This window comes from Lentibacter sp., assembly GCF_029254145.1.
In the GTDB taxonomy this organism is placed as follows: domain Bacteria; phylum Pseudomonadota; class Alphaproteobacteria; order Rhodobacterales; family Rhodobacteraceae; genus Lentibacter.
Map to the genome: position 1 here is coordinate 1 of NZ_JAQWYD010000064.1, position 12,637 is coordinate 12,637.

Annotated in this window: 17 protein-coding genes; all 17 read left to right on the forward strand. The window is 55.9% G+C overall.

All coding sequences use genetic code 11. The features are described from left to right. On the forward strand, positions 1–664 hold a 664-nt coding region (locus P8O11_RS07355; protein ID WP_300293226.1), incomplete at its 5' end, for a biotin/lipoyl-containing protein. Beyond that, a complete protein-coding gene (locus P8O11_RS07360) occupies positions 661–1,347 on the forward strand; it encodes a glutathione S-transferase family protein (RefSeq protein WP_300293228.1) in 687 nt (228 codons plus the stop codon). The genes P8O11_RS07355 and P8O11_RS07360, both read left to right, overlap by 4 nt. Beyond that, positions 1,344–2,210 carry a hydroxymethylglutaryl-CoA lyase gene (locus P8O11_RS07365; RefSeq protein ID WP_300293230.1) on the forward strand — a complete coding sequence of 289 codons (867 nt, stop codon included), beginning with the start codon at positions 1,344–1,346 and terminating at the stop codon, positions 2,208–2,210. The genes P8O11_RS07360 and P8O11_RS07365 overlap by 4 nt, the downstream gene beginning before the upstream one ends. Next, a complete protein-coding gene (locus P8O11_RS07370; protein WP_300293232.1) occupies positions 2,203–2,985 on the forward strand; it encodes a crotonase/enoyl-CoA hydratase family protein in 783 nt (260 codons plus the stop codon). Before P8O11_RS07365 ends, P8O11_RS07370 begins: the two co-directional genes overlap by 8 nt. A gap of 315 nt (positions 2,986–3,300) precedes the next feature. After that, positions 3,301–3,666 carry an NADH-quinone oxidoreductase subunit A gene (locus P8O11_RS07375; protein ID WP_300293234.1) on the forward strand — a complete coding sequence of 122 codons (366 nt, stop codon included), beginning with the start codon at positions 3,301–3,303 and terminating at the stop codon, positions 3,664–3,666. Beyond that, the gene (locus P8O11_RS07380) at positions 3,663–4,205 is read left to right on the forward strand and encodes an NADH-quinone oxidoreductase subunit B family protein (RefSeq protein ID WP_089889025.1); all 543 of its coding nucleotides are present in this window, start codon (positions 3,663–3,665) and stop codon (positions 4,203–4,205) included. Before P8O11_RS07375 ends, P8O11_RS07380 begins: the two co-directional genes overlap by 4 nt. Before the next feature lie 23 nt (positions 4,206–4,228). After that, positions 4,229–4,837, forward strand: a complete 609-nt coding sequence (locus P8O11_RS07385) for an NADH-quinone oxidoreductase subunit C (RefSeq protein WP_300293236.1) — start codon at positions 4,229–4,231, stop codon at positions 4,835–4,837. Next, positions 4,837–6,054: an NADH-quinone oxidoreductase subunit D gene (locus P8O11_RS07390; protein WP_177170640.1), complete on the forward strand. Its 1,218-nt coding sequence runs from the start codon at positions 4,837–4,839 to the stop codon at positions 6,052–6,054. The genes P8O11_RS07385 and P8O11_RS07390 overlap by 1 nt, the downstream gene beginning before the upstream one ends. A 40-nt stretch (positions 6,055–6,094) precedes the next feature. Beyond that, positions 6,095–7,228 (forward strand): NADH-quinone oxidoreductase subunit E, encoded by a 1,134-nt coding sequence (locus P8O11_RS07395; RefSeq protein ID WP_300293238.1) that lies wholly within the window; start codon positions 6,095–6,097, stop codon positions 7,226–7,228. A gap of 39 nt (positions 7,229–7,267) precedes the next feature. After that, complete coding sequence (locus tag P8O11_RS07400) at positions 7,268–8,401, forward strand: hypothetical protein (RefSeq protein WP_300293240.1); 1,134 nt, start codon at positions 7,268–7,270, stop codon at positions 8,399–8,401. Between the two features lie 12 nt (positions 8,402–8,413). Beyond that, complete coding sequence (locus tag P8O11_RS07405; protein ID WP_300293253.1) at positions 8,414–8,638, forward strand: DUF5337 domain-containing protein; 225 nt, start codon at positions 8,414–8,416, stop codon at positions 8,636–8,638. Positions 8,639–8,641: 3 nt separating this feature from the next. Further along, positions 8,642–9,922: an NADH-quinone oxidoreductase subunit NuoF gene (gene nuoF, locus P8O11_RS07410; RefSeq protein ID WP_300293242.1), complete on the forward strand. Its 1,281-nt coding sequence runs from the start codon at positions 8,642–8,644 to the stop codon at positions 9,920–9,922. 2 nt (positions 9,923–9,924) lie between these two features. Beyond that, complete coding sequence (locus P8O11_RS07415) at positions 9,925–10,407, forward strand: DUF3291 domain-containing protein (protein WP_300293244.1); 483 nt, start codon at positions 9,925–9,927, stop codon at positions 10,405–10,407. Further along, positions 10,404–11,114, forward strand: a complete 711-nt coding sequence (locus P8O11_RS07420) for a class I SAM-dependent methyltransferase (RefSeq protein ID WP_300293246.1) — start codon at positions 10,404–10,406, stop codon at positions 11,112–11,114. The genes P8O11_RS07415 and P8O11_RS07420 overlap by 4 nt, the downstream gene beginning before the upstream one ends. After that, positions 11,114–11,479 carry a hypothetical protein gene (locus tag P8O11_RS07425; protein WP_300293248.1) on the forward strand — a complete coding sequence of 122 codons (366 nt, stop codon included), beginning with the start codon at positions 11,114–11,116 and terminating at the stop codon, positions 11,477–11,479. Before P8O11_RS07420 ends, P8O11_RS07425 begins: the two co-directional genes overlap by 1 nt. 146 nt (positions 11,480–11,625) lie before the next feature. Then, positions 11,626–12,042, forward strand: coding sequence for a DUF5333 domain-containing protein (locus P8O11_RS07430; RefSeq protein WP_300293250.1), 417 nt, complete (start codon positions 11,626–11,628; stop codon positions 12,040–12,042). A gap of 6 nt (positions 12,043–12,048) precedes the next feature. Next, the coding region (locus P8O11_RS07435) for a 2Fe-2S iron-sulfur cluster-binding protein (protein WP_300293251.1) at positions 12,049–12,637 on the forward strand (589 nt) is incomplete at its 3' end.

Here is a 12,637-nt window from a genome sequence, read left to right on the forward strand (position 1 = left end):
TCATGAGGGCTTTGCGGCTGGTGAAGTGGACACGGGGCTGATTGGCCGCGATCTGGACAGCCTTGTGCAAGCCCCTCTGCCAAGCGATGAGGTGCGCGCGTTGGCGGCTTTGGTGGCGCTTGGGCTTACGGGCGCAGGCTGGCCGACTGGCTTTCATCTCTGGTCCGCGATGAAGCGGCAGGTGAGCTTGAGCTTTAAAGACGAGCGCTTTGACGTTGTTGTAGAAAGTCTGAACGAAGCGGCACATGACGTGAGCTTTGGCGACACCCGTGTTGAGGCGCGGTGTGTCGGAGGACGTTGGCGGCTCAATGGGCAGCTGGCGCCTGATGCGATGCTCGAGGGCGGCAAGGCCTATGTCTTTGCGCAGTATGGCGTTTCCTTTGATGTGATTGATCCTTTGGAGCGCGCGGCGTCTGCCGGTGCTGGCGCAGCCCTTATTGAGGCGCCGATGCCAGGACTTGTGAAGGCTGTCTTTACCCGAGCAGGCGAGCCTGTGAAAGCGGGCGATCGGCTCGCGATTTTGGAAGCCATGAAGATGGAGCACTCGCTTCTGGCGGCGCGTGACGGGATTGTGGCGGAAGTGCTCTGTGAGGCTGGAGCCCAAGTGGAAGCAGGGGCTGCCCTCATTCGGCTGGAAGAAGAAGACGCGGAGGCGGCGGCATGATCACGCTCCACCACGTCCCTCAAAGTCGTTCTATGCGCGTGCTCTGGTTGCTGCACGAACTGGAAGTGCCTGATTTTCAGGTGCAGGTACATCCGTTTGACCGCGGCCTGCGTTCGCCTGAATTTCTCACGCTGAGCCCTGCGGGGCGCGTGCCTGCGATGGAGATCGAGGGCGAGAGGATGTTTGAGAGCGGCGCGATGATTGAATATCTTTGCGAACGCTTTCCAGAGCGTAATCTGGGCCGCGAGCCAAGCAACCCTGATCGCATGGCGTGGCTGACGTGGTTGCATTTTGCCGAGACGGTAACGGTTCATGCCGCAGCACTGACGCAGCAGCATATTATGCTGTACGAGGATTATATGCGTTCGCCCTATATTATGCAGCTTGAGGCAAAGCGTCTGGCGAAGTGTTATGAGGCGATCGAAGCGCGACTATCTACACCTGTCGAGAACCGTGACTATCTGCTGACATCAGGCTTTTCGGCGGTTGATATTGCGGTTGGGCAGGCGGTCTATGTTGGCCGGCATTTCGTGAAGAGTGACGACTACCCTGAGCTTTCAGCTTGGTATGAGCGGATCACCGAGCGCTCGAGCTTTGCCGCGACCATGGCTGTTGGTGAACAGAAGCTTTACACAGAGGCGTTTTATGCGCCCTGGCCCTTGCCTGAGCGGAGCGACACATGAGCGGATTTGTCGAAATTTTTGAAGTCGGCCCGAGGGATGGTTTGCAGAATGAAAAGTGCCAAATCCCGACAGAAGAGAAAATTGCGCTGGTGGACTGTCTGTCTGAGGCGGGCTTCAAACGGATCGAAATTGCGAGTTTTGTGAGCCCCAAATGGGTTCCGCAGATGGCGGACAGTGCTGATGTCTTGGCAGGGATCACGCGCGCGGAAGGCGTCTCTTATGCGGCGCTAACCCCGAACTTGCGCGGCTTTGAAGGCGCGTTGGCGGCGAGGGCAGATGAGATTGCTATTTTCGGATCGGCCTCGGAAGGGTTTTCGAAGGCCAATATCAACGCAACCGTTGCCGAAAGTCTTGAGCGCTTTGCGCCGGTGGCTGAGGCCGCTAAGGCGGCAGGGCAGCCAATGCGGGGGTACATTTCTTGTGTGACGGATTGCCCCTATGACGGAGCGACAGCGCCTGAAGCTGTGGCACGCGTTGCGAAAGCGCTGCGCGAGATGGGCTGCTATGAGATCAGCCTTGGCGACACCATCGGACAGGCGCGCCCCGAGTCAATCGATGCGATGCTGGCGGCTGTGCTTGAGGAGATACCTGCGAGTGAGCTTGCCGGGCATTATCACGACACGAGCGGGCGCGCGCTCAGCAACATTGAGGCCTCGCTGGGGCGCGGTGTCAGGGTGTTTGACGCGGCTGTAGGTGGGCTTGGTGGCTGTCCCTATGCTCCTGGTGCTGCGGGCAATGTAGCGACAGAGGCTGTGCATGACAGACTTGTTGATCTTGGATATGAAACTGGGCTGGACCGTGCGGTCTTGATCCGTGCCGCAGATATGGCGCGCGCGATGCGCAAGGAGCAGGATGATGTATAACACGATCGAGATTGAAACAGATGCGCGCGGTGTGGCCACGCTCTGGCTGGCCCGCGAAGACAAACACAACGCGCTGAGCGCCGAGATGATCCGCGAGTTGACAGGGGCAGCGGAAGCTCTTGGCACGGATGATGCTGTGCGCGTGGTTGTCTTGGCCGCAAAGGGCAAGAGCTTTTGCGCGGGTGGTGATCTGCGCTGGATGCAAGACCAGATGGCGGCGGATGCCCAGACGCGGCGTAAGGGAGCGCGTGAGCTTGCGATGATGCTCAATGCACTCAATGAGTTGCCCAAGCCCTTGATTGCACGAGTTCAGGGCAATGCCTTCGGCGGTGGGATCGGGATGATGTCTGTCGCTGATGTCGCGCTTGGCGTCCCCGAGGCAAAATTTGGCCTGACCGAAGTGAAGCTTGGACTGATTCCTGCCACGATCAGCCCTTATGTTCTCGCTCGGATGGGGGAAGATAAAGCGCGGCGTGTGTTTATGTCGGCGAGATTGTTTGGGGCAGAGGAGGCGCGTGAGTTGAATCTGCTGGCAAGGGTTGTCGAGGCAGATTCACTTGACGCTGCCGTGGATGCAGAAGTCTTGCCGTATCTGGCGGCAGCGCCAAAAGCCGTGGCTGCGTCAAAAGCGCTCGCGCGCAGTCTTGGACCTGCGATTACGCCGGCAATTATCGAGGCGACAATTGATCGTCTGGTTGAGACTTGGGAAGGCGAAGAAGCGCGTGAAGGGATTGCAGCGTTTTTTGAAAAGCGCCGCGCGCCTTGGGTGCTTTGAGGCCAGAGGCCCTGGTCTGTTTGGCCTTGTGATCCTTGTGGCCTTAAAAATTTAGGTCAACACTTCTTCTGTTTGGCGCGCCTTGTGCCGTGCTGAGCGCAGTGCGTGTGTTGCCGTATTGGCCTCAATCTTTCAGTGAAGGAGAGGGAGGGAGCAGCGCAACAGAGCGCTCACTTTGAGGCTTTCACCGCAACATATAGATTTTAGTGAATGTAATGCTCTGTCGGTTGACCATGACATGGGGCGGGAGTAAACCCATTTGCAATGAAAAGCTGCCACACCTATGCGCGAATGTGCGCATGAAAGGAGCCTCACGTGGAAGAGATGCTGCGGGAATACCTCCCTATTCTGATCTTACTTGTTATTGCCATCGGCTTAGGCCTTGTTTTGATCCTTGCTGCCCTCATTCTTGCAGTGCGCAACCCTGACCCTGAAAAGGTCTCGGCTTATGAATGCGGCTTCAACGCTTTTGATGATGCCCGGATGAAATTTGACGTGCGGTTTTATCTCGTGTCGATTCTCTTCATCATTTTTGATCTGGAAATTGCGATGCTCTTTCCTTGGGCTGTTGCTTTCAAAGACATCAGCATGGTTGGCTTCTGGTCGATGATGGTTTTCCTCGCTGTGCTGACAGCTGGCTTTGCCTATGAATGGAAGAAGGGGGCGCTCGAATGGTCATGACCTCAACGGGCATCCAAACGGGCCTCAACACGGCCGGTGTGGACAAAGAAACTTCGACGCAGGCTTTGAATGCCGAGTTGCAAGATAAGGGCTTTTTGCTGACGTCAGCGGAGGACCTGATCAACTGGGCGCGCACGGGCTCGCTGCACTGGATGACCTTTGGTCTTGCGTGCTGTGCTGTCGAGATGATGCACACCTCGATGCCGCGTTATGATGCGGAGCGCTTCGGGATTGCGCCACGCGCCAGCCCGCGCCAGTCAGATGTAATGATCGTGGCGGGGACGCTGACCAATAAGATGGCCCCTGCGCTGCGCAAGGTTTATGATCAGATGCCAGAGCCGCGCTATGTGATTTCAATGGGATCTTGTGCCAATGGCGGTGGCTATTACCACTACAGCTATTCTGTGGTGCGTGGGTGTGATCGGATTGTGCCCGTGGATATTTATGTCCCAGGCTGCCCTCCGACGGCGGAAGCGCTTCTTTACGGGATCATGCAGCTGGCGCGTAAAATCCGCCGCACAGGAACGATTGCGCGTTAAGCGCAGGCGAGAGGAAGAGATATATGAGCGAAGAGCTGCGAGAGCTGGGCGCGTTGATCGAAGCCAAACGGCCCGATTGTGTGCTGGGTTGGGATGTGAGCTTTGGTGAGCTGAGCGTGGATGTGGCCCCTGCGAATATTGCGGGCCTTGTCGACTTTTTAAAGACAGACAGCGCTTGCAAGTTTTCGACCTTGGTTGACCTGACGGCTGTAGACTATCCCGAGCGCCCCAAGCGGTTTGAGGTTGTCTATCACTTCCTGAGCATGTTTCAGAACCACCGTATTCGCTTGAAAATGGCGATCCGTGAGGATGAGATCGTGCCGTCGATCACAGATGTGCACCCAAGTGCCAACTGGTTTGAGCGTGAAGTCTTTGATATGTTCGGTATTCTCTTCAGCGGTCACCCAGACCTGCGCCGTATTCTGACGGACTATGGCTTTCGTGGCTATCCGCTTCGTAAGGATTTTCCGACAACAGGCTATGTTGAACTTCGCTATGACGAGGCGCAAAAGCGCGTTGTTTATGAACCGGTTAAGCTGGTGCAAGAGTATCGGCAGTTTGACTTCATGAGCCCGTGGGAGGGCGCGAACTACATCCTTCCAGGTGATGAAAAAGGCGAGGGCGCGAAATGATGGACGGCACGAGCTTTGACGACGCCCAGACGGGCGAGCAGAAAATTCGCAACTTTAACCTGAACTTTGGCCCGCAGCACCCTGCGGCGCACGGCGTTTTGCGGCTTGTTCTGGAGCTGGACGGTGAGATTGTGGAGCGCTGTGACCCGCATATCGGGCTGCTGCACCGTGGCACGGAAAAGCTCATGGAGAGCCGGACCTATTTGCAAAATCTTCCGTACTTTGACCGCCTTGATTATGTTGGCACGATGAACCAAGAGCATGCTTGGTGCTTGGCGATTGAAAAGCTGACAGGCGTGGAAGTGCCTCGCCGTGCGAGCCTTATTCGCGTGCTGTATTGCGAGATCGGCCGCATTCTGAACCACTTGCTCAACGTGACAACGCAAGCGCTTGACGTGGGAGCGCTCACGCCGCCTGTTTGGGGCTTTGAAGAGCGCGAAAAGCTGATGGTCTTTTATGAGCGGGCTTGTGGTGCGCGCCTTCACGCTGCTTACTTCCGTCCTGGCGGCGTCCACCAAGACCTGCCGCCTGATCTGATTGACGATATCGAAGAGTGGGCCATCGGCTTTCCGAAGTTTCTGGAAGACCTTGGTGGCTTGCTGACCGAGAACCGCATTTTCAAACAGCGCAATGTCGAGATCGGTGTGATCACCGAGCAGGACGTTCTGGATTGGGCGATGTCGGGCGTCATGGCGCGCTCTGTTGGTATGGCGTGGGATTTGCGCCGCGCGCAGCCCTACGAATGCTATGATGAATTCGAATTCCAGATTCCTGTGGGCAAGAACGGCGACTGCTATGACCGTTACCTCATGCGCATGGAAGAGATGCGCCAGTCGGCACACATCATGATTCAGGCTTGCCACAAGCTTCGGGCGCCTGACGGGCAGGGCGACATTCTTGCGCGGGGCAAGCTTACGCCGCCCAAGCGCGCCGAGATGAAAACCTCGATGGAAGCGCTCATTCACCACTTTAAACTCTACACCGAGGGCTTCCATGTGCCCGAAGGCGAGACTTATGTCTGTGTTGAAGCGCCGAAGGGCGAGTTTGGCGTCTATCTGGTGTCTGATGGCTCAAATAAGCCTTACCGTAGTAAAATCCGCGCTCCGGGATATCTACATTTGCAGGCCATGGACCATATCGCGCGGGGCTATCAGCTTGCCGATGTTGCTGCGATCATCGGGACTATGGATGTTGTGTTTGGGGAGATCGACAGGTGAACCTGTCGGTTTTTAAGCTACTAAAGAAAGAGAAGAACTGATGCTTCGTCGTCTTTATCATGATCAGCCAGAAAGCTTTGCTTTCACGCCTGCAAACCAAAAGTGGGCCGAGGCGCAGATCACAAAATACCCCGAAGGCCGCCAAGCGAGTGCGGTCATTCCGCTGTTGTGGCGTGCGCAGGAGCAAGAGGGCTGGGTGACTCGTCCGATCATCGAGACAGTTGCCAATATGCTGGGGATGGCACAAATCCGCGTGCTCGAAGCGGCCTCTTTTTACTTTATGTTCCAACTGCAACCTGTTGGTTCTGTTGCGCATATTCAGGTTTGCGGGACGCTGTCCTGCATGATTTGCGGGGCTGAAGATTTGATTGCCGTGTGCAAAGAGAAAATCGCTGCGAAGCCACACCAGCTTTCAGAGGATGGATGCTTTTCTTGGGAAGAAGTCGAGTGTTTGGGCGCGTGTTCCAATGCTCCTATGGCGCAGATCGGTAAGGATTATTACGAAGATCTCACAGCTCAGGGCTTGGGCAATATCATTGACGAGCTTGCTGCGGGGCGCGTGCCTGTGCCGGGTCCGCAAAACGGACGTTACGCGGCTGAGCCTTTGTCTGGGCTGACATCTCTCGTGGAACATGACAGCGGCAAGACACAGTATAATGCGAGTGCGCAGCTTGCTGTGGATCTCGGTGAGACAGTGAAGCGGATTGACGGGACCGAGGTTCCGATTTTGACGCCATGGCTTGATCGCACGGATAAATCGGCTGGAAAAGCGAAAGGGGCCAAAGCGGCGCCCAAGTCTGCGGCGAAGGTCAAGGCGCCGGCCAAATCGGTCGCTGCCGCGAAGCCCGCGTCAAAGGCCAAGGCCTCTGATAAGCCGGTGGCGCAAACTGGCGCTGAGGCAGAGAAAAAGCCACGCACCATGACAGCGCCGCGTAAAGCGGGCGCGGATAATTTGAAGCTTATCAGCGGTGTCGGGCCGAAGCTTGAACAAACGTTGAATGAACTCGGCTTCTGGCATTTTGACCAAATTGCAAAATGGACGGGTGAGGAGATTGCTTGGGTGGACAGCCGCCTCAAGTTTAAAGGCCGCATCGAGCGCGATGAATGGATGGCGCAAGCCAGTATTCTTGCGGCGGGTGGTGAAACTGAATTTTCCATGAAGAGTAAAAAATAATTGTGCAATGCCGAATGGTTCCGGCAAGGGGGAAGTAAAATGAAACATACGTCAGGTTTGGGTTTTTGTGGTTGGGTTTGTTGGCTGATTGGACTTGTTGCGGGCATCGCTGCCTTTGCAATGAGCCAAGAGGCTGTCGGTCCAATTGCTGCGTTGATGGTTGGCCTTGCGGTCGGCATATTTACGGGTCTAGTTCTCAGCACGCTGTTCTGTAAGAGCGCGGCACATGATGCTGCTGTCGCGTCGGATACATCCGGCGCCAAAGTTGCTGCGGCGACCGCCAAAGTTGCTGCGGCGACCGCCGGAGCAGCTGTAGCGACTGGGGCAGTGGCCTCATCCGCGAAAGCAGACAACGGAAGCGCTGCCGCGCGGGCTGCGGACGAGAAGCGCACAGCTGAAGTCAAGGCAGAGAAGTCAGGGACGGCTGCCACCGCCTCTGCCTCAACGCCTGCCACTTTGGTAAGTGGAGGATCTGCCCCGAAAGCGAAAGCCAAGGCTTCCGCTGCCAAACCCGCCGCGAAAAGCACAGTTGCGAAAACCAAGGGCAAAGCCGCAGCGACCAAGACTGCGGCTAAAACTGGCGGTGCGAAGGCGAGCACGACAACGAAAGCGGCGGCCAAGCCTGCTGCGAAAACAGCTGCCAAATCGACGGCAGCGAAGTCTGCGTCAAAAGCTGCTGCAGCGAAGGCCTCAGACGCGAAGGCCCCAGCTAAGGGCGCAGCCGCTAAGCCAGCCACTGCGAAAGCGGCGGCAGCCAAGCCTGCTGCAAAGAAAGCTTCTGCTGCGGCAAAAACAACACCAGCGACCAAAGCCAAGGCGGCTCCAAAGGCTGCAGCGAAAGCGGCAGCCAAGCCTGCGGCCAAAGCAACTGCCAAAGCAGCAGCGAAGCCTGCTGGTGAGAAAAAGCCACGTACGCTGAGCGCGCCCCGCAAGTCGGGCGCGGATGATTTGAAGCTTATCAGTGGTGTTGGTCCCAAGCTTGAGAAAACTCTTAATGACATGGGCTTCTGGCACTTTGATCAGATCGAAAAATGGGGCAAGGCCGAGATCGAATGGGTCGACAGCCGCCTGCGCTTTAAAGGCCGCATCGAACGCGACGATTGGATGGCGCAAGCCAAGATACTCGCGGCGGGCGGTGAGACCGAGTTTTCTAAGAAGAACAAGAAAGCTTGATAGGACATGGCTGTGAGCAGTGAGCAGGATCAAAAGCAGGGACGGGCAGGGCGGGTTGTTTCACTCGTTATCGCTGGTGCAATGATTTTGTGGCTTGCTGCTCAATGGTTGGGGCCTCAATTGGGGCTTCCGGGGCGCTACGCGCTCTTGATAGATTTTGCGGCGATTGGCGCGCTCGTTTGGGCGCTGGTTGTCACGTTGCAGCTCTGGCGTAAGCGCCAGGACAAAGAGGGTTAAGGCATGCTCAAAGATCAGGACCGTATCTTTACCAATATCTACGGAATGCACGAGCGCACCTTGCGCGGCGCGCAGGCGCGTGGACATTGGGACGGGACCGACAAGCTTATCGGCAAAGGCCGTGACTGGATCATCGACGAGATGAAAGCCAGCGGCTTGCGCGGACGCGGCGGTGCGGGTTTCCCGACGGGTCTGAAGTGGAGCTTCATGCCCAAAGAGAGCGACGGTCGTCCTTCTTACTTGGTCGTGAACGCGGATGAATCCGAGCCAGGTACATGTAAAGACCGTGAAATCATGCGCCATGATCCGCATACGCTGATTGAGGGCTGCCTGATTGCGAGCTTCGCGATGCAAGCCCATGCCTGCTACATTTATATTCGCGGTGAATACATCCGCGAAAAGGAAGCACTTCAGGCAGCTATTGACGAGGCATATGACGCAGGTCTTGTTGGCAAGAATGCGTGTGGCAGCGGGTGGGATTTTGACATCTATTTGCACCATGGTGCAGGCGCTTATATCTGCGGTGAAGAAACCGCGCTTCTGGAAAGCCTTGAAGGCAAAAAGGGCATGCCGCGTATGAAGCCGCCATTCCCAGCGGGGGCGGGTCTTTACGGTTGCCCAACGACCGTTAACAACGTTGAGAGTATTGCTGTCGTTCCGACGATCCTGCGCCGCGGCGCGAGCTGGTTCTCAAGCTTTGGTCGCCAAAACAACGCGGGAACGAAGCTTTTTGCCATTTCTGGCCATGTGAACAACCCCTGTGTTGTCGAAGAAGAGATGAGCATCAGCTTTGAAGAGCTGATTGAGAAGCATTGCGGCGGTATACGCGGCGGTTGGAACAACCTTCAGGCCGTTATTCCTGGTGGTTCCTCAGTGCCCTGTGTGCGCGGCGAGCACATGAAAGACGCGATCATGGATTTCGATTATCTGCGCGGTGAGCTGGGCTCGGGCCTTGGCACGGCGGCTGTGATCGTGATGGATAACTCAGTCGACATGATCAAAGCGATCTGGCGCTTGGCTAAGTTTTACAAGCATGAAAGCTGCGGACAATGCACGCCTTGCCGTGAAGGCACAGGCTGGATGATGCGCGTGATGGAACGGCTTGTTGAAGGCAATGCGAGTATGGAAGAAATTGACATGCTGTGGGATGTGACCAAGCAGGTCGAAGGCCATACCATTTGCGCGCTTGGTGATGCGGCGGCTTGGCCTATTCAGGGGCTTATCAAGAATTTCCGTGGCGAAATTGAAGACCGTATCAAATCAAAAGCGATGGCGGCGGAGTAACTATGCATCTCGCCGAGCTCAATATTGGCCGTTTGAATGCCTCCGTGGATGATCCACGGGTACATGATTTCATGGCCAATCTTGACCGTGTGAACGGAATGGGCAAACGCATGCCCGGCTTTGTATGGATGATGGAAGGTTCGGGCGAGCCAGGAACAGGCAATACCGAGAACAGTATTGGCGACGATCCGCAGTTTGTGGCGAACCTGACGTTGTGGGAAGATGCTGACTCCTTGCGCAACTTTGCGTTCAACACCGTGCACAAGCAGTTTTACGAGCGCCGTGCCGAGTGGTTCGAGCTTTTGGGGGAGCAGCATTTTGTGATGTGGCATGTGGCTGATGGCCATAAGCCGACACTTGAAGAAGCGCTGGCGCGGCTTGAGCACCTAAAGGCGCAGGGAGATAGCGATTTTGCCTTTGGTTGGGACGCCCTTGAAGGTGCTTCTGAGTGGCAGGCGAAGCAATGTGGGGTAGCGGCAGAATGAAAGACGTGAACACGCCTTCGATCCGCGACACCCTTGGGCTTGAGGATGCTTTCGCGACCTATGTGTTTGATGAAACCCGTGTCGATCTCTCTGGCTGGAACTCGACACATGCGTTTTTTCGCGCGCTGCTCGAACAGTTTAAGCCAAAGCTTATACTCGAGCTTGGCGTCTGGAAAGGGATGTCCTCTCTTCACATGGCGGTGCAATCCAAGAAGCTTGGACTTGGAACAGAGATTGTTGCGATTGATACTTGGCTTGGGTCTTCGGCGCATCTGTCCTCAAAAGGGCGGCGTGCCGAGTTGAGCCCCCGTAACGGATATCCGACGCTCTATGAGACATTTCTGGCGAATGTTCACTCCAAGGGTATGCAAGATGTGATCATCCCGCTTCCGATGGATGGGAACTCTGCGGCGTATGCTTTGAAGCGGCTCGGCGTTAAGGCGGATATGATCCATATCGATGCGAGCCATGAATATGATGCTTGTCTCAATGATTTCCGGAATTATTGGGATTTGTTGGCAGATGACGGCGTTATGCTTTGTGATGACTATGGCATTTGGGCGGAGGTGAGCCGCGCTGTTTGTCAATTTGCGGCCGAAGTTAACCGCCCAGTTTGGACGAGCATGGCCAAAGCGATCATTTGCAAAGATCCGAGTGTTGGCTTTGATTTGACGCTGACCAAGCGTAGAAAGATTAAGGTGCTCTGATGCGGAACCGTGTAGCAAAAATCAGTTTGTGTGTCCTGCTGGGCCTATCACTTGCTAGCTGCGAGCGCGCCAAAGGCGTCGTCTCCGGTCAAGGCGGCTATGCGTATGAAGGGAATGTCTTCAAAGGCAAGTTGCAACGGGACAGTGACGACCGTGCGAACTTCTCGGTGACTGTACGCGGTGCGAGCCGTGGTGTGCAGGGGGCTTTGGAAGCGGGTCGAATTGCCGCCAATCGCTACTGTATCGCGCAATATGGCATTTCAGATATCACCTGGACAGGGCAGAGCCCCGACACCGACCCTGAGACTGTTGAGCTGCTTGACGGCGGCACGCTCTCTATGAACGGGCGCTGCAAAACATGGTGAGACTGGCTGATCATATAGCTAAGGACACCGCTCCGTCAGAGGCAGCGCGTGGCTGTTATTGCATAGCAGCCTTGGACGGGACCATTTCTGAAGGGAAGGGGCATGGTGTGTCTGTGCCTTCGAGCCTCCAGAAAAGGAATGATCATATGTGGACGAGTAAAACTGTTTTGGTAAGCGCTGTTTTGGCAGGGAGCGTTTTGGCTGGAACGATGGCTGTGGCCAAGCCGGCCTTGCGCGATGTCAAAGAGGTTGACGATCAGATGTTGAACGTCGGCATTGCGCTCGTGATTTCTGAAAAGTGCGATAGCATCGCAGAGCGCAAACTCAAGGGGCTGTCGTTTCTTTGGGATTTGAAAACACGCGCCAATGCCCTTGGGTATAGCGACAATGAGATTAATGCTTATCGCAAGAGTGACGCTGAAAAGGCGCGTCTTAGAGCGGCAGGCGAAGACTATGTAAAATCAAAAGGGTTGAACCCGAAAGTAGCTGCTGATTTGTGCAAGCTTGGCAACGCCGAGATTGAAAATGGCAGCACGATCGGAAGCCTGCTGAGAGCGAAGTGAGACGACATGAGCGATTTACGCAAGATCATCATTGATGAAAAAGAGGTAGAAGTTGACGGCGCGATGACGCTGATTCAAGCCTGTGAAGAAGCTGGCGTTGAAGTGCCACGCTTTTGCTATCACGAGCGCCTCAGCATTGCAGGAAACTGCCGTATGTGTCTTGTGGAAGTTGTCGGCGGCCCGCCAAAGCCTGCGGCCTCTTGCGCTATGCAGGTGCGTGATTTGCGCCCTGGCCCCGAGGGGCAACCGCCTGTTGTGAAGACAAATTCGCCGATGGTCAAAAAGGCCCGTGAGGGTGTGATGGAGTTCTTGTTGATCAACCATCCGCTTGATTGCCCGATTTGTGACCAAGGCGGCGAGTGCGATTTGCAGGACCAAGCTATGGCCTATGGCGTGGATTTCTCGCGCTTCCGCGAGCCAAAGCGTGCCTCGGACGATCTGGACCTCGGTCCGCTGGTTGAAACTTACATGACCCGCTGCATTTCTTGCACACGTTGTGTACGGTTCACGACAGAGGTGGCTGGGATCACACAGATGGGCCAGACGGGCCGCGGCGAAGACAGCGAAATCACTGCCTATTTGGGTGAGACGCTCG

Excerpts from the sequence above, each read along its gene's own strand:
- P8O11_RS07360 (WP_300293228.1), top strand. The coding sequence starts at position 661 with ATGATCACGCTCCACCACGTCCCTCAAAGTCGTTCTATGCGCGTGCTC.
- P8O11_RS07365 (WP_300293230.1), top strand. The coding sequence starts at position 1,344 with ATGAGCGGATTTGTCGAAATTTTTGAAGTCGGCCCGAGGGATGGTTTG.
- P8O11_RS07370 (WP_300293232.1), top strand. The coding sequence starts at position 2,203 with ATGTATAACACGATCGAGATTGAAACAGATGCGCGCGGTGTGGCCACG.
- P8O11_RS07380 (WP_089889025.1), top strand. The coding sequence starts at position 3,663 with ATGACCTCAACGGGCATCCAAACGGGCCTCAACACGGCCGGTGTGGAC.
- P8O11_RS07385 (WP_300293236.1), top strand. The coding sequence starts at position 4,229 with ATGAGCGAAGAGCTGCGAGAGCTGGGCGCGTTGATCGAAGCCAAACGG.
- P8O11_RS07390 (WP_177170640.1), top strand. The coding sequence starts at position 4,837 with ATGGACGGCACGAGCTTTGACGACGCCCAGACGGGCGAGCAGAAAATT.
- P8O11_RS07395 (WP_300293238.1), top strand. The coding sequence starts at position 6,095 with ATGCTTCGTCGTCTTTATCATGATCAGCCAGAAAGCTTTGCTTTCACG.
- P8O11_RS07400 (WP_300293240.1), top strand. The coding sequence starts at position 7,268 with ATGAAACATACGTCAGGTTTGGGTTTTTGTGGTTGGGTTTGTTGGCTG.
- nuoF (WP_300293242.1), top strand. The coding sequence starts at position 8,642 with ATGCTCAAAGATCAGGACCGTATCTTTACCAATATCTACGGAATGCAC.
- P8O11_RS07415 (WP_300293244.1), top strand. The coding sequence starts at position 9,925 with ATGCATCTCGCCGAGCTCAATATTGGCCGTTTGAATGCCTCCGTGGAT.
- P8O11_RS07420 (WP_300293246.1), top strand. The coding sequence starts at position 10,404 with ATGAAAGACGTGAACACGCCTTCGATCCGCGACACCCTTGGGCTTGAG.
- P8O11_RS07425 (WP_300293248.1), top strand. The coding sequence starts at position 11,114 with ATGCGGAACCGTGTAGCAAAAATCAGTTTGTGTGTCCTGCTGGGCCTA.
- P8O11_RS07430 (WP_300293250.1), top strand. The coding sequence starts at position 11,626 with ATGTGGACGAGTAAAACTGTTTTGGTAAGCGCTGTTTTGGCAGGGAGC.